This window comes from Turicibacter sp. GALT-G1, assembly GCF_025594995.1.
Classification (GTDB): Bacteria; Bacillota_I; Bacilli_A; order MOL361; family Turicibacteraceae; genus Turicibacter; species Turicibacter bilis.
The window spans coordinates 17,467-38,409 of the sequence record NZ_JAMQUS010000059.1 but is presented as its reverse complement, the minus strand read 5'-3'; the positions used below and the strand labels follow the sequence as shown (position 1 = coordinate 38,409).

22 protein-coding genes are annotated in these 20,943 nt (G+C 29.8%); 4 read left to right on the top strand and 18 right to left on the bottom strand.

Annotated features, from left to right (window positions below; translation table 11 throughout):
* The first annotated feature begins 62 nt into the window (after nt 1-62).
* The 3 genes from NEH74_RS10680 (at nt 63) to NEH74_RS10670 (ending at nt 2,067) form a co-directional block, all read left to right on the top strand.
* Entirely contained in the window at nt 63-329 is a 267-nt protein-coding gene (locus tag NEH74_RS10680) for a hypothetical protein (protein WP_262941392.1), read from the top strand.
* A gap of 378 nt (nt 330-707) precedes the next feature.
* Entirely contained in the window at nt 708-1,640 is a 933-nt protein-coding gene (locus tag NEH74_RS10675; protein ID WP_262941391.1) for a ParM/StbA family protein, read from the top strand.
* Nucleotides 1,641-1,686: 46 nt separating this feature from the next.
* The gene (locus NEH74_RS10670) at nt 1,687-2,067 is read left to right on the top strand and encodes a hypothetical protein (RefSeq protein ID WP_262941390.1); all 381 of its coding nucleotides are present in this window, start codon (nt 1,687-1,689) and stop codon (nt 2,065-2,067) included.
* A gap of 765 nt (nt 2,068-2,832) precedes the next feature.
* Here NEH74_RS10670 and NEH74_RS10665 read toward each other — a convergent pair.
* The 12 genes from NEH74_RS10665 to NEH74_RS10610 all read right to left on the bottom strand — a co-directional run bounded on the left by NEH74_RS10665 (nt 2,833) and on the right by NEH74_RS10610 (nt 15,735).
* Complete coding sequence (locus tag NEH74_RS10665) at nt 2,833-3,024, bottom strand: DUF4236 domain-containing protein (protein WP_262941389.1); 192 nt, start codon at nt 3,022-3,024, stop codon at nt 2,833-2,835.
* Nucleotides 3,024-3,413 carry a hypothetical protein gene (locus tag NEH74_RS10660; RefSeq protein ID WP_262941388.1) on the bottom strand — a complete coding sequence of 130 codons (390 nt, stop codon included), beginning with the start codon at nt 3,411-3,413 and terminating at the stop codon, nt 3,024-3,026. The genes NEH74_RS10665 and NEH74_RS10660 overlap by 1 nt, the downstream gene beginning before the upstream one ends.
* 11 nt (nt 3,414-3,424) lie before the next feature.
* Complete coding sequence (locus tag NEH74_RS10655; RefSeq protein ID WP_262941387.1) at nt 3,425-3,988, bottom strand: thermonuclease family protein; 564 nt, start codon at nt 3,986-3,988, stop codon at nt 3,425-3,427.
* Between the two features lie 9 nt (nt 3,989-3,997).
* Nucleotides 3,998-6,106 carry a DNA topoisomerase 3 gene (locus NEH74_RS10650; protein ID WP_262941386.1) on the bottom strand — a complete coding sequence of 703 codons (2,109 nt, stop codon included), beginning with the start codon at nt 6,104-6,106 and terminating at the stop codon, nt 3,998-4,000.
* A gap of 15 nt (nt 6,107-6,121) precedes the next feature.
* Nucleotides 6,122-8,200, bottom strand: coding sequence for a VirD4-like conjugal transfer protein, CD1115 family (locus NEH74_RS10645; protein ID WP_262941384.1), 2,079 nt, complete (start codon nt 8,198-8,200; stop codon nt 6,122-6,124).
* Complete coding sequence (locus NEH74_RS10640) at nt 8,193-8,804, bottom strand: hypothetical protein (RefSeq protein ID WP_262941383.1); 612 nt, start codon at nt 8,802-8,804, stop codon at nt 8,193-8,195. The genes NEH74_RS10645 and NEH74_RS10640 overlap by 8 nt, the downstream gene beginning before the upstream one ends.
* Complete coding sequence (gene mobP2 / locus NEH74_RS10635; RefSeq protein WP_262941382.1) at nt 8,788-10,248, bottom strand: MobP2 family relaxase; 1,461 nt, start codon at nt 10,246-10,248, stop codon at nt 8,788-8,790. The genes NEH74_RS10640 and mobP2 overlap by 17 nt, the downstream gene beginning before the upstream one ends.
* A 28-nt stretch (nt 10,249-10,276) precedes the next feature.
* A complete protein-coding gene (locus NEH74_RS10630; protein WP_262941381.1) occupies nt 10,277-13,150 on the bottom strand; it encodes an ImmA/IrrE family metallo-endopeptidase in 2,874 nt (957 codons plus the stop codon).
* 42 nt (nt 13,151-13,192) lie between these two features.
* The gene (locus NEH74_RS10625; RefSeq protein ID WP_262941380.1) at nt 13,193-13,459 is read right to left on the bottom strand and encodes a hypothetical protein; all 267 of its coding nucleotides are present in this window, start codon (nt 13,457-13,459) and stop codon (nt 13,193-13,195) included.
* Between the two features lie 2 nt (nt 13,460-13,461).
* Complete coding sequence (locus tag NEH74_RS10620) at nt 13,462-14,679, bottom strand: CHC2 zinc finger domain-containing protein (RefSeq protein WP_262941379.1); 1,218 nt, start codon at nt 14,677-14,679, stop codon at nt 13,462-13,464.
* A 12-nt stretch (nt 14,680-14,691) separates the two neighbouring features.
* Nucleotides 14,692-15,108, bottom strand: a complete 417-nt coding sequence (locus NEH74_RS10615; protein WP_262941378.1) for a hypothetical protein — start codon at nt 15,106-15,108, stop codon at nt 14,692-14,694.
* Nucleotides 15,109-15,378: 270 nt separating this feature from the next.
* Nucleotides 15,379-15,735 carry a hypothetical protein gene (locus NEH74_RS10610; RefSeq protein WP_262941377.1) on the bottom strand — a complete coding sequence of 119 codons (357 nt, stop codon included), beginning with the start codon at nt 15,733-15,735 and terminating at the stop codon, nt 15,379-15,381.
* Nucleotides 15,736-15,791: 56 nt separating this feature from the next.
* On the opposite strand from NEH74_RS10610, the gene NEH74_RS10605 reads away from it, so the two are divergent.
* Nucleotides 15,792-16,577 (top strand): hypothetical protein, encoded by a 786-nt coding sequence (locus NEH74_RS10605; RefSeq protein WP_262941375.1) that lies wholly within the window; start codon nt 15,792-15,794, stop codon nt 16,575-16,577.
* 22 nt (nt 16,578-16,599) lie between these two features.
* Here NEH74_RS10605 and NEH74_RS10600 read toward each other — a convergent pair whose 3' ends face one another.
* The 6 genes from NEH74_RS10600 to NEH74_RS10575 all read right to left on the bottom strand — a co-directional run bounded on the left by NEH74_RS10600 (nt 16,600) and on the right by NEH74_RS10575 (nt 20,925).
* The gene (locus NEH74_RS10600) at nt 16,600-16,857 is read right to left on the bottom strand and encodes a hypothetical protein (RefSeq protein ID WP_262941373.1); all 258 of its coding nucleotides are present in this window, start codon (nt 16,855-16,857) and stop codon (nt 16,600-16,602) included.
* Nucleotides 16,854-17,120, bottom strand: a complete 267-nt coding sequence (locus NEH74_RS10595; RefSeq protein WP_262941372.1) for a hypothetical protein — start codon at nt 17,118-17,120, stop codon at nt 16,854-16,856. Before NEH74_RS10595 ends, NEH74_RS10600 begins: the two co-directional genes overlap by 4 nt.
* Before the next feature lie 139 nt (nt 17,121-17,259).
* The gene (locus tag NEH74_RS10590; RefSeq protein ID WP_262941371.1) at nt 17,260-17,472 is read right to left on the bottom strand and encodes a hypothetical protein; all 213 of its coding nucleotides are present in this window, start codon (nt 17,470-17,472) and stop codon (nt 17,260-17,262) included.
* A 30-nt stretch (nt 17,473-17,502) separates the two neighbouring features.
* Complete coding sequence (locus NEH74_RS10585; protein ID WP_262941370.1) at nt 17,503-18,411, bottom strand: hypothetical protein; 909 nt, start codon at nt 18,409-18,411, stop codon at nt 17,503-17,505.
* A 13-nt stretch (nt 18,412-18,424) separates the two neighbouring features.
* Nucleotides 18,425-19,096, bottom strand: coding sequence for a M23 family metallopeptidase (locus tag NEH74_RS10580; protein WP_262941369.1), 672 nt, complete (start codon nt 19,094-19,096; stop codon nt 18,425-18,427).
* Entirely contained in the window at nt 19,096-20,925 is a 1,830-nt protein-coding gene (locus NEH74_RS10575; RefSeq protein WP_262941368.1) for a VirB4 family type IV secretion system protein, read from the bottom strand. Before NEH74_RS10575 ends, NEH74_RS10580 begins: the two co-directional genes overlap by 1 nt.
* Between the last annotated feature and the right edge of the window lie 18 nt (nt 20,926-20,943).

Here is a 20,943-nt window from a genome sequence, read left to right as displayed (position 1 = left end):
GTTATGAAAAGACATGGGAGCAGCAACAATAAACAAATAAATCAAGAAAGAGGTTATTAAAAATGAAAGTTAAAGATATTTTAGATGTAATTTGTAAAGCAGAAGGTGTTACTAGCTTTAAAGATATACCCTTAAAAAGAGTTAAAGAGTTTCAAGAAATAGATTTAGGAAAACAAATTGAGTTTATAGAAGATAAGGACTATAAAAAATTCTATGATGAATTACAATCAATTTTTGAAAGTAGGGTTAATCGTCCAACTGCGAGGAAAATCTTAAATAACGCTTATGTATTAAGCCTAAAAAAACTAAATGATTCAAACACTCAATAAACAATAAAAGACATTATCAGCCGATAATGTCTTTTATTATATAAAGATACAACTCCCCCTATTATAATTGCTATTAACGGAATTGCTTTGTTAATAGCATATGCTTTTAGAACTTTTTTTATGACATATAACACATATATACTTTTTGTCAAATTTAAAAATCATAATGACAAAAAAGATATTTTGTAACAATAAAATTCGACAAAAAATAATGAAAAAAGTAAAATGACATGTAATTTAAATAGATAAAATCAACATTTTTATGTAAAAATAATAAAAAATGATTTTTAAAAATAAAAAAAGTATTTACAAAAAGTAAAACGACATTTATAATAATTTCATACCACAAAAAAGTAAAATGACATGGAGTTGATTTGAATGAATTTAGAAAATGCAAAAACAATCGCAGTAGACAATGGATTCGGAGTGACAAAATCATCAGTTAATGATGTGAAGTTCAAAAGCACTGTTAAAAAAGGTGAAGATATTTATAACGACACAGTTATGCAAGTGAAATTTAATGATGAAAATTATATTGTAGGTGAAAGTAATAATGGATATATTGTTGACGCTGATAAATTGTCAACTGAATGGAATAGACTTCACTTAACTATCGCAACATTAACATCTATTGGTTTAAGTTTCGATAAGGAAAAAGACATTACAACTCATATTGCTTTAGGTACGCCAAGTCAATATTATTCAACTCAAAGGGATGGCATGGCTGAATTATTTAAAGATACAGAGTTCAAAATTTATATTAATAAGGTTGGTTTTGAACAACGAATTAAAATTGAAAATGTTCTTGTATTACCACAAGCATTAGCACCTATTCTTGTTAGTGAAGAATATCTAAAGAGCCGAGTAACTGTTATTGATATCGGTAGTGGAACAGTAGATGTAGCTGAGGTAGTAAAAGGAAAGTTAATCCGTACAATAACTCTTGAAAAAGGTTGTATGAAATTATATAGTAAGATCGCTCAACAACTTAATAGTGAGTATAATACTAAATATTCAGCGGATGATATTATAGATTTAATTTCTGACGATCATTTTATAGCTAATGGTGAACAACACGTTATGAGTAGCTATATGGATTCTATTTTAGCTGAACACGTAGATGAAGTTATGCGAGATATTAAGCAAGCAGATTTTGATTTATTAGGAACGAAAGTCGTCTTAATTGGTGGTGGAGCAGTATTGTTAGAAAAACACTTTAAAAAACATATTAAACATGCTAAAAAAATCTTTTTACCACAAATGAGTAATGTGACAAGTTTCCACGAGATTTTAAAAAGTAAATTAGCATAAAAAATCCCCCTTTAAACGGGGGATTTATCTAAAGAGGTGTTGTTAAATGGCAAAAAAAGATGATAAATTCTCATTAAATATATCATTGGATCATGAAGAAGATAAAGAAATCATAGACTATTTTACCCAAGGTGGTAAACGAGTAGATTTACTTCGTTCTGTCATGAAATTCTACTTCGATAATAAAAGAGGATTATCTGAATCACAAGTAGAAGAAGTTCAAAAGTTAATAAAAAATGCTTTAGATAATATCATGGTAAATATTAATACATCAAATGTAGTAATAAACAGTGACACAATCCATGCTAATGAGGTTACTCAATCTTCGTCTAAAACAGAACCTCAAACAACTAATTTAGAAAATAAAAAAACGGAACAAATAAATAAAGCAGTTGATAACTGTGGTATTGATATAAGTTTTGCATAAAAAAAATCCATCATTCTTCATGAATGATGGATAAAATAAAATGACATTAACTTTTATACCACATTTAAAGTCTAGCACGAATTTAAAGCTATTACAATAAAAAAGATACTGCTCCAACAGTATCTAAAAAAATCTTCAAAGAGATATTTATATTTGTTTGAAAAAGCATATGCTGATTATGGTGGTATAGTATGGAATGATAATATTGACCTATCCGCCGAATATATATATGAAAAAAGCACCTTATCCCAATAAGGATTAAGGTGCTTTTTTGTTGCAATGAAACTTTTCTATATTGCTAAAACGATATGAACATATTGTAACACAAAAAATCCCCTCGCTCCATAGGAACAAGGGGATTTTTCGATAACCGTATGTATTTATTAACTGGTATCTATTATACCAATTCTTTGACACAAAAAAAGACCTTATAGAAAATATTCTACAAGGCATTAGCATATTATTTAAGTAGGTTTTCAATGGAATACTTAGTAAAAAAGATAGGAAATAACCCATCTTTTTTATTAGCAACAATCACGTTTATGTAACTACTAAGAAAAGTACATCTATATACTAACAAATTCTGATAAAAAAAGTCAATAAAAAAAGATGTTGTAGACCTATGATCTACAACATCTTTTAACTTAATAGCTTTTTTAGAAGTATGACTTTTGCTTACTTTAATAGTTTATCATATTTTAAAAATTTTATCACTCAATTTGACAAATTATGAATATTTACCTTGCTATAATCAACTTACCGCACTTACTTTTTAAAATACTTTTTTACATTGATCCGATAGCTTAATCCAGTTGTAGGAATCGAAATCGTTAAGATACCGCGACTATTATAGGTGATAAACTTCCCAAATTTTTGTGTCACACTTATGCCACTTTTACTGACATTCATAGAAGTTGTTTTACCTAGTTTCACACGCTTTTGAAATCGTAAACCCATCATTTCACCTCATTTTTAGGAGCAACTAAAATTAACAATATCACTCCAAATAATCCAAAAATAAATGAGAAGAAAAAGAGAATTAAATTTTTAAATCCCTTACCAATCAAGACCAAAGGTCCGATTGAACGAAAAATAGTAGTTGAATCCACTTGATAGACATATTCATACCACCATTTTTTAAATTGAAAAAGAATAAGTTTACTGAAAGGAAAGAGGATTGTATTTAGTAACATTAAAGCAGTTATCAGTAAAAAATCAGTTTCATTATAAAAATTATATGTCGTTATAACACTAAAAATTATTAGAGATATGATATATTCTCTAATCCAAAAACGTTTAGGAAATGATAAAAAAGAGCGTTTAAAACGCTCGTTTAATAAATTCATTATTAATCACCTTACTTTTCTAAATTTTCAAAAATTTCTGCATATTTAACGTTAGGAGCGAACCTTTTTGCTACGGCATATCCATCAGCGACTAACTTAGCATTTAACATATGATTTGAAATACTTTCAATATTGTTTGAATCTACATCATAATTCGTAAGCCAAACATAAGCTAATGTACGATTATATACGTCCATTTGCTCTACATCATATTCTAAATATAATATTTGTCCTACTTCAAGGAGTGATTTAGTGTACTCACTGGCTATATCACCATCAAGTGTATTTTTACTTTCGTCAGGATGTACGCTTTCAGAAGTATCAATTCCAATCAATCGTACTCTCACATCCTCACCATCTGAATTAGTAACAATCAATGTATCTCCGTCTACAACACGTTTCAAAATAACTTCTTCTAAACTAATCTCATTTGATTGAACTAATACTTTATCTCCAACAGTAGATTTTAAAAAATCACCTTTAAAATCTTTATAAGTGTTTAAAAAACTAATAAAACAACAAATAAATATACCAAAAGCGAAAATTCTGTTACTTTTCTTTTTTTTCTTCTGCATAATTAACCTCTACTTTTTATTAGTTTTAGGAAATTCTAATGAAAATTTAGGGTATTTATCATTAAAATCTACTTTAATAATAGCGTCATATTCTTTTCCTGTTTTTTGACTTGTTAATCCTTTAACAAGAACCTCGCCTTTATTTAAAAAAGATTTTGCGATTGTCTTAGTAATTTTTTTACCTTGACTTTCAAAAAATTTATTCTCTTTCCATAAAGCAAATGAACACTCTCTACTTGAACAGTAGAAATTTTTATCGCTCTCATGTACTGGACTTTGGCACTTAGGACACTTGCCGATTTCTTCTTTTTGGGGTTTATTATTTTCAAATTGGAACGTTGCAACAGTTGATTTTTCTTGATTTACAACTTCTGAAACAAATGATTCAATCTCATTCATAAATTGTTGTGAAGATAACTCTCCACGTTCGATTTGATCCAATTTTTCTTCCCACTCGGCTGTCATTTTAGCACTTGTTAAAAGAGGGGGCAGAATAGACATCAATTTATGTGCTTTTTCAGTTGCAACTAAATGATTCCTTTCACGTTGAATAAACCCACTTCGGATAATTGTTTCAATAATATTTGCTCGTGTCGAAGATCGCCCAATACCTTTTACTGATTTTAAAATATCTGTTAATTCTTTATCATCTTCAATCTGACATTTCTCCATAGCTTCAAGTAATGTTGCTTCTGTATAACGTGATGGTGGTGTCGTCTTTTTAGATTCAATTTTAATATCTTGAACGGATAAAGATTGATTTTCAGTTAGTGGTGGTAATAAAATTTCTTCTTTCTCTTTTTTCTTTAATTTTAAAACATCTTGACACTTAATTTCTAAACCACGATAACCTAAATCAATTAGATTCTGTGTCTTGGATTCAAATTCATAATCATTTAAACCGATAGTGACTTTAGTTGATTGATATTGATAAGGGGAGTAAGTGGCAATTAACATCTGATAGGCAACTAAGGTCATAATATTTCTTTCTGATTCACTTAATGTATTCCAATCATACTTAATTCCTGTGGCAGTAACTAAAATAGCGTGATGATCTGTAACTTTGGAATCATCAATTACATTATCAACATTAACTAAATGTGTTTGATAATCAGTAGTTAATGAAACTGGTTGAACCTCTTGTAATAAAGATAATAGGGAAGTCATTAACTCTTTTTGTGCTGAACTAACATATTTTGAATCTGTACGAGGATACGTCATTAATTTACTCTCATATAATTTTTGAATAATATCTAATGTTTGTTGAGCAGAATATCCAAATGATTTATTTGCTACTTTTTGTAAAGCAGTTAAATCATAGAGTTGTGGTGCTTTTTTTGTATTATCTTTTGTTTCAATTTGTCGTACAATCGCATTTAATCCGATATGAGAGGTTTTAAATTGTTCCGCTATATTTTTATCATCAAATCTTAAACTCGCCTCAAATCCCTCTAAAATCAGTTTTACGACATAATAATCTTTAGGAATGAAGTTAATAATCTCTTTATCACGTTGACAAATCATATTAATAGTAGGGGATTGTACTCGTCCCACATTTAGAACATTTCCATTTCCATATTTTTTAGTGAAAAGTCGTGTACCATTGATTCCAACTAAAAAATCAGCTTGTGACCGACACTTAGCTGATTCTAATAATAACTTTTTCTCTGATCCATCTAATAGGTTAGCCATTCCCTCACGAACCACATGGTCTTCAAATGAAGAAATCCATAAACGTTTAACTGGCTTTTGACAATGAATATACTCATAAATAAGCCAAAAAATTAATTCTCCCTCACGACCACCATCAGTACCACAAATTAAGGTACTAACATCTGAACGCTCTATTAATTTTTTGACATTATAAAATTGAGATTTTGATTTTTCAATAATTTTTGTTCTCCATGTTTTAGGTATGAAAGGTAGAGTATCTAAACTCCACACTTTCAAAGATTTGTCGTAATCTTCCATCATAGCATTTGTAATTAAATGTCCATAACACCATGTCACAACATAATCATTATTTTCTAAATAACCATCTTTCGTTTCAAATTGTCCGATTGCTTTTGCAATATCTATCGCTACACTCGGCTTTTCTGCAATAATTAATTGTTTCATTTTCTAAACCACTCCTTATTCATAACAATTCAAATCATCATCTTGAGCCAAACTTACACAAAACTCTTTCCACTCTTCAATGGTTTTGCTCTGATTATCTATGTCTGTTTGCAGACGTTCTAAATCTCCTAATGTCCATTCCGATTCAGAATAATGACTAAAATACTTTAAGTAGGAAGTAGGAATCCCTAAATCTCGTAATTGCTTTTTAATTGAATCTATAGTTAAATCTGTTTCTTTCTGAATATTTTCCTTTTTAAAACTATTTCTAATTTCATTATTGAACTGTTCAAAAGGATTTTCCTCTTTATGTAATACTTCTCTTCCTCTTGTTCCTTCTCGAATAGCTCTTAATGATTCAAATACATACTTTCCTGCAATAAAATCTCCTTTTTCAAATGACTTAGGATTACAATAATAAACACGTTCATTTAAGTTAATATCAGCATGATTTCCTCTATCAATTAGTCCCTCAACGTCCGTTTCTCTAATTCCTATGTGTGTTTCGCCTTTATTATCTTTATAAGTAAAATATCTAAATGCGGAATAGAAATTTGAAAAAATAGGCTTTCTCCCTAACCTTAGCACCACTCCTTTTTCAAAGGGGAGTTCCATTAGCTCATTCATATGTAATAAAGGTTCTTCTTCTAAAGATTCTGATACTTGATACTTCGTTTCACCGATTTGAGATGAAACTGATTTTCTTACCACTGTTCGATTCCCTAATTTTTTAAACGTTTCTTCAACGGCTGGTAGATCATTAGTTTTAATATAAATCATATTTTGACAGTTATTTTTGATAATTGGAGCATAATCACCATATTTAACATTGAATTGATTCAAGTCTTGCACAAATAAAAAGAATCTAATATTACGACTTCGTGACATAGATGTTTTCTTATCAAGATCAGGGATTGATGGCATTTGTGCGAACTCGTCTAATAAATAGTTAATTCGACGTGGTGATTTCCCCTTATGTTCTTTTTTTATTAACTTTGATAAAGTGAAATAGCTTTGTTCAACAAAAATACTCGCCAACGCCCAACGAGTAGGATTATCGTCTGGACACACAATGAAAATGGCAGTTGGTTTTTCGATTAAATCTTTAAAGTCGATTTCATTCATAGATGTTAGACGTGCAATCGATTCATCAGTAAATAAATCAAGGTTAGTTAATGCAGTTGATAAAATACTCCCTTTGGTATTGTCGCCTGCCGAAGTCATAGCACTAGCTTTTTGTTTAGGAAGATTTCCTAAAGGTCGTGATGTAAAGTAATAATCTAGCATTTTGGTTTTATCATCATAGGGTGTCGCTGCTAAAGTAGAAATCGTATTAACCATCACATGAGGGGTAAAACTATCAGCAGTTTTTCGTTTAATTTCCTCTTTTTTTTCTGTTGGGAAAGAAGTTTCCGTATCTTCAAATAATAAATCTTCAACCATAGCTAAAGTAGTTCCACTGGTTAAGTTTTTAGCAGTATCTTGCCAAAACTTATCCTTAGCATTTGGATCATCATTTAAGATATGTGCAAAAGCATTAGATAAGTTAGTGGTATTGGATAAATCGGGGTTTTTAGGATTTTTCCTTAGAGCTTCTAAATAGTGTTGTTTAATCGTTTCAAAGGGATTCCAAGCATGGGAACGATAGGGTTCTTCTAAATTAATTACTTTGATATTGTAACCACGTCTTTTTAACATATCGTAAGTATTCGCTAATAACTCACCTTTTACGTCATTGACAATCATACTCTCTTGTAAATTTTCAGCTTGTTTAATAACTTCTTCAGTGGCTTTATTTTTTTTTAGTTGCTCAATGCTAGGAAATGATGGTCTTGAAATGACTTCCATTGTTGGGAATACAAGCATTTGTGACTTTCCTGTTCCTGTTGGCCCAAGTCCTAATGTATGAATCACATTAGGACAGACATAAAATTGATGATCCTCTAAATCAGTATGGAGAACCATTCCACGATTAGCATTTAAAATGACTTGTGATTGATTAAGTTTTCTTTTTTCTTCAAGTTCTTCTTGCACATTCACTAATCTTTGTTGAAGTTTCTCTAATTCAAGCTTCATTTGTTCTTTCTCACCCATCAATGCTCATTCCCTCCTGGTCAGCTTTTAATTGATCGTTGATTTTTTTAATCGTATCGTTTAAAAATTTTTCTTCTTCTTCTAATTCTTCTAACGTTTTAAAGTAAATAGGCACTTTGACAAGCCCCTCTGTTTCAAGTAACTTAAATCCATCACCTTTTAACTCATCAATCGATTCATTCGCCCAATCAGCAGTTCCTTTCTCTCCGTTAGCAACTATTTTCTCTCGCATTAATATTTCATGATAATAGTATCTAATCGCCTTATATAAAATAATTGCTATTACGCTACTTAAAGCTAACCAATGTAACGTCCTATAATGGGGGAAAAATACTCTTATCGTTATTCCGTATCGTGGGATTAAAGTAGCGATACTAAGCAACATGAAAATAGAATAACTAACTAAAATACCGAATAATTGATAGAAATAATACTTTCTTTTTAATGGATCAATCGTTATTTCATGTAGGATTTTTTTCATTTTATCTATACATCTGTTTAATTGCTTATCTCTAAATTCTTTAGATAAAAATAAAGTGTAAATCTCAACTAAATAATCTTTTAATTCATCTATTTTTAACTTTAAATTATCGTCCACTATCATACTCACCCTCTTTTTGGATTTCTTGTTGATATAATAACTTTTCATATTCACGTAATGCTTTATTAACATCACGTTCCAATACTCGTTTTAACTTGTTAATGTGATAATTTAATTGATTTAATGTGTACGGAGAAGATGTTTGGGAACGATTATACAGATTATCATCTAGCCTATTAGGTACTGGATTTTCTTGGCTTACTGAATAAGAAAAGGAACGAGTATTTTCTCGTTCCTTTTGTTTTATTGATTGTAGTGAATCTTCTTTATAAACTAAAGACTTAAAAAGTTCATCAGATAATCTTATTGACGATTTATCATTTAAAGCATGATTACTATTTTTATACTCTTTAATCTGCTTTAATAGGGTATTACCTAAACGTTGCAATAAATCTTTTTCGCAGTTTTGACTATAATCTTTAAACATCTCTCTCGAACGATCACCATACGCTCTACGATAAAATTCTTGTTCATTAGAAGTTAATTCGATAAAATGCTGATACTCACTAGGAAAATGATTTTGTAAAATAGCATAACTAAGTGTATTAATCCATTTTTTTTCATGAGGTTTTAAGTTTTTATAATGATACGTTGATAATTTTTCAGATAGTTGTTGAAAAACCTCTAGGTAATCCTCTTTAAATTGTGTTTCTTTTGCTACTCCTAAAATCCTTTTCCTTGCTACATCATGAATTTGTTGTTTTTCTTTTGAACGATCAGTCAATTCTCGAACACAAGTAGATTTCATTTGATTAATAGATTTTTGAGAAAAGAATCCATGATCTTTTTCTTCTTCCTCACTCATATCCATCACATTAGTTGGATTTTTCTCAACCATAGCCACATGAAAATGAATGTTATCAGTATCATAATGTAATTGTGCTACCCAATATATTTTATTTTCCATCTGACGTTCTTTTAATAAAGATGTCATCATCTTACGAGCAGTATCTTTTAATTTTTCTTCATCTATTATGTTATTGACTAATACACCATGCTCTTTTAACCACTCATTATCGAAAGATACGATAGGTTTCCATAACAATCCCCCATTTTTATAGACTTCATCAAACTTTCGATTATAAAAATTACGTTGACTTGAAGAAATTACATCATTATAAAAATCAAATAATCCCTCTTTACCACTTTTAGTATTAAATCCATTATCAGTAGCCAAAACTGAACTTTTTCGAGTTTTAAATGAATTTTTATTATCAATGTTAATCTCTACTTCTTGACGTTCAATATAATCTAAATAACGACTAAACCCTTGTTCATTTGAAGAATCATTTTTTATTTTATCAAGAATTTCATTCCATTCTAACACTTCCTGTTTCTCATGTTCATCTAGTCCACGAGTAATATATTCAATATTTTGTGTATATGAATTACTCCTAGTATTCGGACTATCCCAACGAACCTTAGCAATTACTCCTACTTTTTGCACACTTCATCACATCATTTCTAATTAAAAACTAACGTTCTTTTTCTTGCTCTTGCTCATTTGTTACTGATTTAGTCACTCCATGAATTAATTCATGTGGTGAACGTTCATTTCCTCGACAATCAATATTTTTCAAATTTTCTAACGCTTGAATTTCTAAAGTATGTAAATTATTAAATGCACATTCTAAATGCTCTAAATCATCACAATGATTTAGCTTTAACTCTGTTAATCGGTTTGTATGACATGATAACCATTGGATTCCATCTGAAACTTCTAAATTATAAATAAAATTATTTGCACAATCTAATTGTTCTAACATAGGTAGTTCTTGAACTGGCAAGTCATATAATAGGTTATCTTGACACGTTAAATACATTAGTTCGTTGCAACCTTTAAAATTTAATTCTTCTAATTGATTATGACTACTAAATAAAAATTGTAACTCTTCTCGTTCTGAAACATCTAATGTTTTTAAATCACAAAAAGCCACATCTAACGTTTGAATCTCTTTTGGAATATCTTCATTTTTTAATTCATTCAAATGAGTGCTACTTGCATAAATTTTTCGACATTCACTACTCACTCCCTTTAACGTTTGAATCGGATTATAAGACACATCTAAATGTTTTAATGACGTAAACTGCTCAATTCCTGTTAAATCGTAGATTTGAGAGTTTGGAATTAATAAAACTTCCTGTGCTTGGATCACTGGTAACTGTTCATAAACTAACGTTGTATTATCACTTAACTTATCTTGTTCAAACACTTCAATTAAAATAGCTTTTCTAAAATTCTCATCTGGAAATAAATCATTCATAATTTCATAAGGAATTGGCAATTCATGATTATTTAACCATTTCATGCAATACTCTTTATTATTAAACGGCTCAATAAAGACATTTCCATGTGCATTATCAATTCCTATCCATTGTTCTCCCTCTTTAGAATAGAAACTTCCATAATCAGATTCTGTCAAAGAATGATTATCGTATCTTTCAATTAACGCATGAACTTGTTCTTCTGTTAAAAATTTAATGGTTGGATCGATCACTTTAACTTCCTCAACATTGACATTCGGATTTCCATTCAATTTCAAATCACAAATAGAATCTAAAGAATAAAATGTCATACATTCTAAATGATTATTTTCACTTTCAACGTGTTTTAATATCTTATTTTCAGATAAATCTAATTCTGAAATCAAGTTATTGCTACAAAAAATTTCTTCTAAACATGGGCAATCAGCAACTCCTAAATCACTCAATTCATTTCCACTACACGATAAACTTTTTAACACTGATTGTTTTTCTAAATCTAAATCCTCTAAATTATTTAATGTTACATCTAAAATTTCTAAGGTTTCAGACTTAGGTAATTTAAGATTATGAATATGACAAGCATAAGCGTGTAACTCTTTTAATCCTATTAAATCAGATACATCTAAATTAATAATCGGATTATTTGAAACATCTAACTTTCGTAACGATTCAAAATTTTCAATTCCTTTTATATCTGTTAATTTATGTTTTTCTAAATTTAAAACTTCAAATTTTTTCAATACTTCTAAATCTGATTTAAAAATATCTGTTGTTCCATCATGGCGATCTAATAATTGCTCAACAATGATTTTTCTAAAATTTTTATTTGGAAATCTAGAATTTATTACTTGGTCATATTCAAATTGTTTCCAAAAATCCATATACCCTGTCATAACACAATCAATCTGATCTTTGTCTTGTTCAAAATTTTCAAAATCGGTATGTAATTCAAGATAACCTTCTTCAACTAATTTAAACTTTTTCAAATCTTGTTCAAATTCTTCCCAGTTTTCTTTAGTCATTATTCCCTCATCTATTAACTCCTCAAAATCTTCAATCTCACAAAAATACATCTCTTGTTCAGTATTAATGCTTTCTAAGGCAAAATGACGTAATAATATACCACAATCTTTAAGGTTAATTTTTTCACTTTCCACTTCTTGATTACTATTTAATTCTTTTTCTATTGCCATATTTTCCTCTAATATATTAATAAAATCTTTAGAAGTATTATAGACTTCCTCTAACAACTTTGTACGAGTCGGAATGTCGGTGTCTTGTGTCCAATTTTTCAAATAGTTTAAAGAATATTCTGATACATCTAAATTAAAATGTGAACAAACTGCATAAGCAACTAATTCAGCTTGAAACTCTCGTTCACTTTTAGAATACTGTTTACGTTTTATTCCACTATGAAGTTTTGCATGAGCTAATTCGTGAATAAAAGTTTTAATATTTTGTAATTCACCATTTCTATGATTTAACTCAATCTCTTTTGTTAAGGTATACGTTACTCCCTTACTTGCTCCTAACTCATTTCCAGTATTAATAATTTCAGCACCTATTGAATTAGCAACTTTCTCTAAAGATTTATAAAAACTTTCATAATTAGGTACATCTCCATCTAGCCAACGATTAGGAAATAATTTTGGTAAATCACTAGCTTTTGCATTTGTTTGGCTAACATCAAAAACGTGTCCGATTTTAAATCGAGTTACACTAAATACTTCTATTTCACCACGATTTATTTTTTCTTTTTCTTCTTTAGTTGCATACTTGACAGATTTAACTTGCCCATCAGAATTTTTAAATGATTGCACTGCTACTGGCACTAACATTTCAATCCCTTTTTCACCACGATTCACATGAAATCCATGCTCTTTCCAAAATTGAAATGTTCCTACTGCTACTGCTCCACTAAATTGTTTCCTAATCAAAGCCATGTTTCTTAAAGAGTATTTATAAAATTTATCTTTAAAATTTAATAACTCTTTAACATCTTCTTCCGATTCAACTAAATTATTAATTTGTTCATTTGCTGAATAAATTAATTGCTCTATACGATCTTGATAATCTTTAGCCATGTTCTTTCACCTCATAAAAAAAAGCAACTTATAAGTTGCTTTTTAAATCTCCATATATTCTTTTGTTTCTTTATCAAATCCAATCAGCCAAACTGATTCTTCTTCCTCTACATCTTTTAAAATTTGAGAGTTCATTTCATAATCAAAGTTAGATTGTGTCACATGAACCACCTCTTTTGTATCTAAATCTTTCACCACATAATAATTTTTTTCAATACCAACAACGTATCCTTTTCCATGTTCAGCATTTAAAATTTCTGTTGTCATTGTTTCATTTTCTAAAATTTGTTGCATTGTTTTTTCTTCCATTACTATTCCCTCTCTTTATCTTTTTTTTTACTTTCCATCTGTTGTTGATGTGGAATAACATAATTTTCTCTTAAATAGTTCATGCTTTCTCGATAGGATAAATCTTTCATTTCACATACTAAAGCAATAACATCACCACCTTTACCACACCCAAAACATTTATAAATTTGTTTTTCTTGTGAGATAAAAAATGATGGTGTATTCTCTCCATGAAACGGACAAATACCTACAAAGTTGCGACCATTTTTTTGAACCTTGATTCCTAAATCTTGAGCAACTTCTAAAATATCTGTGGCTTGTTTCAATTCAGATTTTAGTTTCATCAAGTCACCTTTATTCCAATGTTTATCTTTTAAACGTTGTTCTGATTTTATTGTTTCTTCAAAAACACTTTGATAACTTGGATTCTCTGAACACATTTGACGACAATAATCTAAATAGGTTAAAGGTTGTTCTAATCGTTGATCTAATCCCCCTTTATCTTTTAAATATAACTCGTTCGGATCACACTCACTAGGTAGCTTTGTAAATAAAATTCGTTCTGTTGCTTTCCATGATTTCAATTCATTTTCATTTAACAAATCACGAACTGTTTGTGCCAGTAGCTTTCCATTTCGGACACTCGCTGAAAATCCTGCCTTATCATTATCGTAACAAATAATATAGTTATTTGTATACTGATTTAATAATTGAATATGCTCTTTAGTCAATGCAGTTCCTAACGTACACACAACATTCTTCTTGCCTAATTCCCAAAGTGTCATACAATCCATGACACCCTCAACAATATAAACTTGATCTTTCTCTTTAATATAATCTTTTGCTCTATGTAAATTATAGAGTGTCTTAGATTTAGAAAATTCTAAACTCTCTGGTGATAATAAATATTTAATATAAATTTGATCTGTATCTGATTTTTCTTTTAGTGTTCGCCCATTAAAGCCGATTAATTCTCCATCTTCATTATGAAGTGGAAACATCAAACGTTGATAATTTCTTTCATTATTACGTGCATTTAAAATTCCTTGTTGAACCAACTCTTGATGATAATTTTCTAATTCATCTTTGATATTTCCATTAGAATAACCAACACCAAACTCACGAATGGTTTCATTAGAAAAGCCACGACTTTTTAAATAAGTCATGGCTTTTTTTTCTTCATCTTTCAGTGATCGTTGTAAATTATTTTGATAAATTGCTTGAACTGTATTTAAAATCAAAATAGCTCCTCCTTATCTTTTTTGACTATTTAATCTTTTGTTTTCAAGTGCAATTAAACGTTGATACCTCACCTGTTCTTTAATTTTTTCAGTTGCATTAATAGTTACTAAATGATCTTTATTTTCACCATTCGTATCAAACTCTTTAATGTAATTGTCAGCTAATAACATGTAATTTAAAATTTCTTTATTTGTTCGAGTGACTACATTTGTTTCATTCACTATCGTTCTTAATTGTACTAATAATGGTTTTAATTCTTCCAACAACAAATCATTTTGTTTCTTCATAAACTCTTCTGATTGCATTTGATGTTGTATAACTATTTTATCTAAAATCTCGGATAGACTTTCACCTGTTTCAGCTTTTCTTTTTTGAAAAAACTCAAATGTATCTGTACTTACTCTAAATTCCATTCGTTCTTTTGACATATAAACCCCTCCTTTTTGTACGGTAAATTAACGGTTTTTACTGTTAATCTGTCGGCAAATTAACGGTTTTTACTGTTAATCTGTCGGCAAATTAACGGTTTTTACTGTTAATCTGTCGGCAAATTAACGGTTTTTACTGTTAATCTGTCGGTAAATTAACGGTTTTGTGTTTTTTTATGACCCCAGTCAAAACGTTGGTACTACCAACGTTCACGCCCCTAGAGGGGCAAAACTCTTTATCCTGCTTTCTTTTAGTTTTTTACTCCTAAACTACTCTAGAGTTTCTTCAAAGTATAGAAGCACTTCATTCATTGTCACATCTAACTCAAATGCCCTAAAAAATCCTCCTACTTCACAGGGATAGTTATCTTCTTTAAAGGTTAAATTATCTGCTCCACAAATCAATAACTTCTCTATAAAACTCGGATGATACTCAATGATTCCATAACCCTTTCTAAACTTAAAGACAATAAGATCTCTCTGTTGCTTATAATTATTTTTACTTTTGAAACTAAAACATTCAATTCCATTTTTTAAAAACTCTTCTTTTAATCTTCCTAAATTGGAATCAATCTCATTACTTAAAATTCCTGAAAAATAATTTATAATTTCATTTTTTCTTTCCATGAAAAAAAACTCCTTAATTATTTTGATATAATATATTTTAGAAAGGAGAATACGTTATGTTTAATGCTTTTGATAAAGATAAAAAAAAGATAGTTTCTGCTTCTTCTGTGACGACAATAGGTGGTAACTATGAATGTTCGACACCTGATTGTTCAGCTAAAATGGTAATTCGATCTATTGATGGAAAGAGAAAACCACACTTTTATAAACCTCCAAAGTCACAACCCGATCATAGTTTTAACTGTAAATGTATTCAGAAATATGGAGAAAATAAGAAATTTAAAGATTGTAAAATTGATATTCATTCTATTTTTAATTCTTTTAAAGATTCTTCTGTTACATCCGACTCATCATTTACGAAAAACCAAAATCCTCGTCACAAAAATACTGATGTTGTAATAAACAGTATCTCGACTCCAAAAGGACTACTTGCTTTTGGGGTATCTCATGAATTATCAGAAATGATTAATAATTCTCAAACACTTAATGAAATATTTATTGACGATAGAAATTGTCTAGATTATTCAAACAGTATTAGTGGAGTGAAAATGATTGTTTGTAACACAAGAAGATTTGAAGAAGATAACCGTTGTATAGTATGTTATTTAAACTCAAAAAACAAATTAAGTGTTTCAATGGAAATTAAAATTTTCTTCCCAGTGGAACAAAAAGAAACTTTTGATAAAGTTATAAAATATATTTTAAAAAATGCTAATAACAAATTTAGTAAATTTCCTCTCGCCATACTTGGAGATTGGAATACAGTTAAAGTAACTTCAAACTCTATCGTTATTTCAACTACTTTAAAATCACGTTCTCATCTTATTTATACTCATATTTAAAAGACTACTAATGTAGTCCTTTTTATTTTAAATATAAATAGTTTCTTATAATAGCATTATTTTCTTCAATTATGCGATCACTAGAATCTATATAAGCAATTAATTGTTCGATCAGTTGCACATAACGTAAATGTGAACTCATGTGAACTTCTTCATGTAAATCTTTTTGAATCAAGTGTCTTATGTACGCTTCTCGTGATGAAAATTTTTTCATTTTTGCTCGATCAGTAATCGAATTTATTTCATGTGATGTTAGCTTTCTGATTTTAATTTCACTCACTTATTGTTCACTTCCAATGAATAAATTCGCTCTAATATTTCTGTATTTTTTTCAATCACTCGCTCTTGCTTTTCTATGTGATTTAAAATTTCTTTGATAAAATCTTCATAACGTTTATCAGATTCTAGTTGGAATTTATCATTAGCTAACTGATTTAAAATTATTTGTAAAAATTCATTACGACTTTTAAATCCGTTCTCTTTTGCCAAGGCACTTAAACGATTGGCTACTGATTTTGGAATTTTAATTTCTACTGTTAGCACGAATTATCCCCCCTTTCAATTTGAACTCTTGTTCAAAAAAATTTGGCTGCAAGTGGGGAAAAATGTTTAACAACATTTTTCCCCACTTGCACTTTTAAATATAATCGCTACGCTCATTTTTAAAAAAATAAACGATCAACTATTCTAATATTGATGGTTGATCGAACTGTTTCACTAAATCAATAAGATCATTAAATGACATTCCTCGTTCTGAAATGGTTTGAGTTAAAATTTGATTTTGCAAATCTTTAATCTCATTTAAAACTTGATTTTCTTCTTCAATAATTTGTGCCTTACGCTCTTGTACTTTTTCTAATTTTTCCTCTGCTTTTTGTAATTTTTTTTGTAACATTTAAAGTCCACCTTTCAATATTTTAATCATTTATTCACTTGCCTTTTTATTTTCAATTTCTTTTTTAAGATTTGAAATTTGTTCTTGAAGTGTTTCATCATTTGGATTTGATTTTAAACTTTCTTCTGCTTTTGATAATTGATGTTCAAGGTCTTCTAATGTATACTGCGGTTCAACATTCTCATTATCATCATGATTATGTCCATCATGATCGCTTTGAACTAATTCAGCACCCTCAATCACATAAGTTTGTTGTAATGTACCAGTAGAATTTTGAATTTCTTCATTTGGTGTTTGAATATCATCACCAGTTATTTCATCAGAATTTTTATTTTCTTCTTTTGTCGCTACTGGATTTTCAACTTTATTAGTTGACGTTTGCATTGTAGGAACAAGATAATCCGTTAAACGATTTTCTACATAATCTGTCATTGTAAAAGATTCTTCAACGACATTCACTTTACGTTGATCAAGATAAATAATTTGTTGATTCACTAAATGATTATCTGAATCTAAAGAAGTGATTGTGACTTGTAAGTGATAGGTGTTTTGAGGCCAAAAGAATGAATATCCTGTAATCTTTAGATTGTTTTTTTCTTCTGATTCAAGGGTTAATTGTGAAACATTTTGAACTGGACTAAGTGTTCCATCTTGATTAATCGCATGAAGTGATAATTTAATGGTTTCATTGTTAAAGGATTTCCCATCATGAACTAAGGTAAAAAATGATTCACCACTTTCTTTTGATGTAGTGACATCACTAACTTTGACACTTAAACCCATACTTGTATAGATACTCGTTCGCCATGTGTCTTTAATAGGTGTATCATCAGGCAAATAAAAAGGACTTGCTACTAACAAACCAGTTAATAACAGTCCTGCTCCTGCAATCGTAATCATTGTTTTCTTTTGATTTTGTTTAAGATTTATTTTTTTCATGCTCATATTCCTCCTAACTTATTGGATTCTGTTCTACATCTGTTGGCGGTGTTAAAGGTTTATTTTGTCCACTTGTTGATCCCAGATTATCAAATGGTAATCTTAACATAGGATCAATTCTTACATCATTTTCATACCACTCAAAATGAAGGTGACTACCGCTTGAATTTCCACTGTTTCCTTGTTGTCCGATAACTTGTCCAATGACTATTTCATCACCAACTTTGACCGTAATTGTATCTTGTAAGTGAGCATAACGTGTTTTTGTTCCATCTTTATGATTAATAACTAGATGATTTCCGTATCCACCAGGATGTCCTAAATAACCACCATTACTCGCATATCCTGTCACGACTTTTTCTACGATACCACCCTTAACTGCTCTAATACTTGCTCCATATCCACCACTCATATCTAGTCCGTTATGGTTAGCATAACAAGTAAAACCACAAGTCACACGAAAGTTATCAAGAGGGAAAATAATATCTCCATCAACGATTGGAATATCTTCTGTTGGTGGTTCTCCCATACTATTTTGATAACCAGTTGTTGAATTTGTAATCACCACGACTACGGTTAAAAGAGTGACTAACCCCATCAAAACAGAACCGCCACCTAGCAATCCTAAAAGCCAAAAGATAAATTTTTTTTGAAGTTGGTGCTTGATAAGGCGGTTTACGAACATTATGACCCACCGCCCATCCATTCTAAATCTGTATCTGAATAGGTTCCAAAGGAATTAACTAAACAAGTGGTATCACCATCTATATTAAGAAAAAATTCTCCCTTTTTTAAGTTTGAAATTTGATCAATTTCTTCTGTTGTTAAACGATGTCCTAATAATTTACTATACGTTGGCTTCGCATTCATTTTCTCATGAAAAATAACGTTATACTGGCAAAATCCAAAAATCTGTTTCATATTTTCTGATTGCTGATCCGTAGCTTCCTTGATAAGATCAAGAATACTTTGTGTCGCAAACCATAAACCACCCTCATATTTTCGATTCTCTCGTTGGAACAATTTAATAAATTTAACTGAATCCTCATTGTCTGGACTAATAAAATGATGGGCTTCATCAATCACCAATAATGTTTGAGTAATTTTTGATTTATGGTAATTTTCTTTTTGTGATTTTTCTTTTTCTTCACTTCCTAATAGTACAAGTTCCTGCCATAAATAATATAAAACATTATAAAATTGTGCTTGTTTAATTTTTTCGGGTTGTGCGGTTAAATTTCTGACTAAAAAACAAATACCATTTGCTCGTGAGGGATTTACCGTTGTGTATCTGTTAAAAAGACTTCCATAGTTATTCACTAAATCTTGTAAAATTGTCACCAGATTATCGTAGCGATTGTACTGTTGTTCTGTTAAGTTTCCTTTAGAAAGTTTACTTTGACACGCTTCTAACACTTCACTCAAAATAACTTGTTCCCTTGTCTTATATAATTCATGAAGAACTGATGTAAAAAGAGATAATTCATAATCATTCAAAGTCGGACAAGCTAAACTTAACCATGTTTGAGCCTTTGCTAACGTTAACTGTAATGCTGATTCTTGTTGTGTATCATCTTTAGCGAAAACTTTTGCTAAAGGATTTAAAGCATGATCCGTTGAACCATCTAAAGCTAAAACTTGCCCTCCCATGTCAAAAACCACTGGTGCAAAATCTCCAACTGGATCAAGCACTCTCACTCGATCTCCTAACATTAAATGGTTTTTAATCATACGAAATAAATAAGTTGATTTCCCTGATCCTGATACCCCTGCTACCAAACCGTTAGAAGATGGACGTTTTTCTGTTTTATAAAACGGATTGATACAAACTGGTGTTCCATCTTCATCAAATCCTGCAAACCATCCTATCGGATCAGATAATTCTTTTTTATTAGCAGGATATGAACCTGCAAAGGTATCCAAAGGAACAATTTTGCCAAAACGTTTATTTTTTCTTTTTGAAATACGTCTTAATTGATTCGTTTGTTCATCTAATTGTTCATCTAAAAAAATGGTTGCTTTATAGCCATGTTGCATAAGTTGTTCTTGAACATGATCTACTTTATCTTGTAATTCATCTAATGTTTTAGCTTTCAACTTGATTGTTGCAGTTAGTCTGACAAACTGTCCATCTTGATTCACATGATTCATCAGCGGACTTAATTCTGCTAGTTTTAATTTTAATTCGTTAATTTGAGTAGGCTTTTTCGCATTTTTTAAACGATCATCTAATTCACTAAATGTTTTATTTAATTTCTTTTTAATCTCCTCACTATGACAACTTGGATCAATACTAATTTGTAATACTCCATCCTGTGGCTTTAGCCAGTTACTCCAAAGTGCTGGATTATCATAAGGAAAATCATAGATATGTAAATAAGTGACATATCCGTCTGCCATCTCAATGTATCTAGCTTGTACCTTACACCCTCCAATAGATGCTATCTTTGATTTCAATTCAGAATTTAGATACTCACGAAGTTCATCTAATTCTTTTACAGGATTTTTTTTCATGCTCTCACCTCTCCTTTT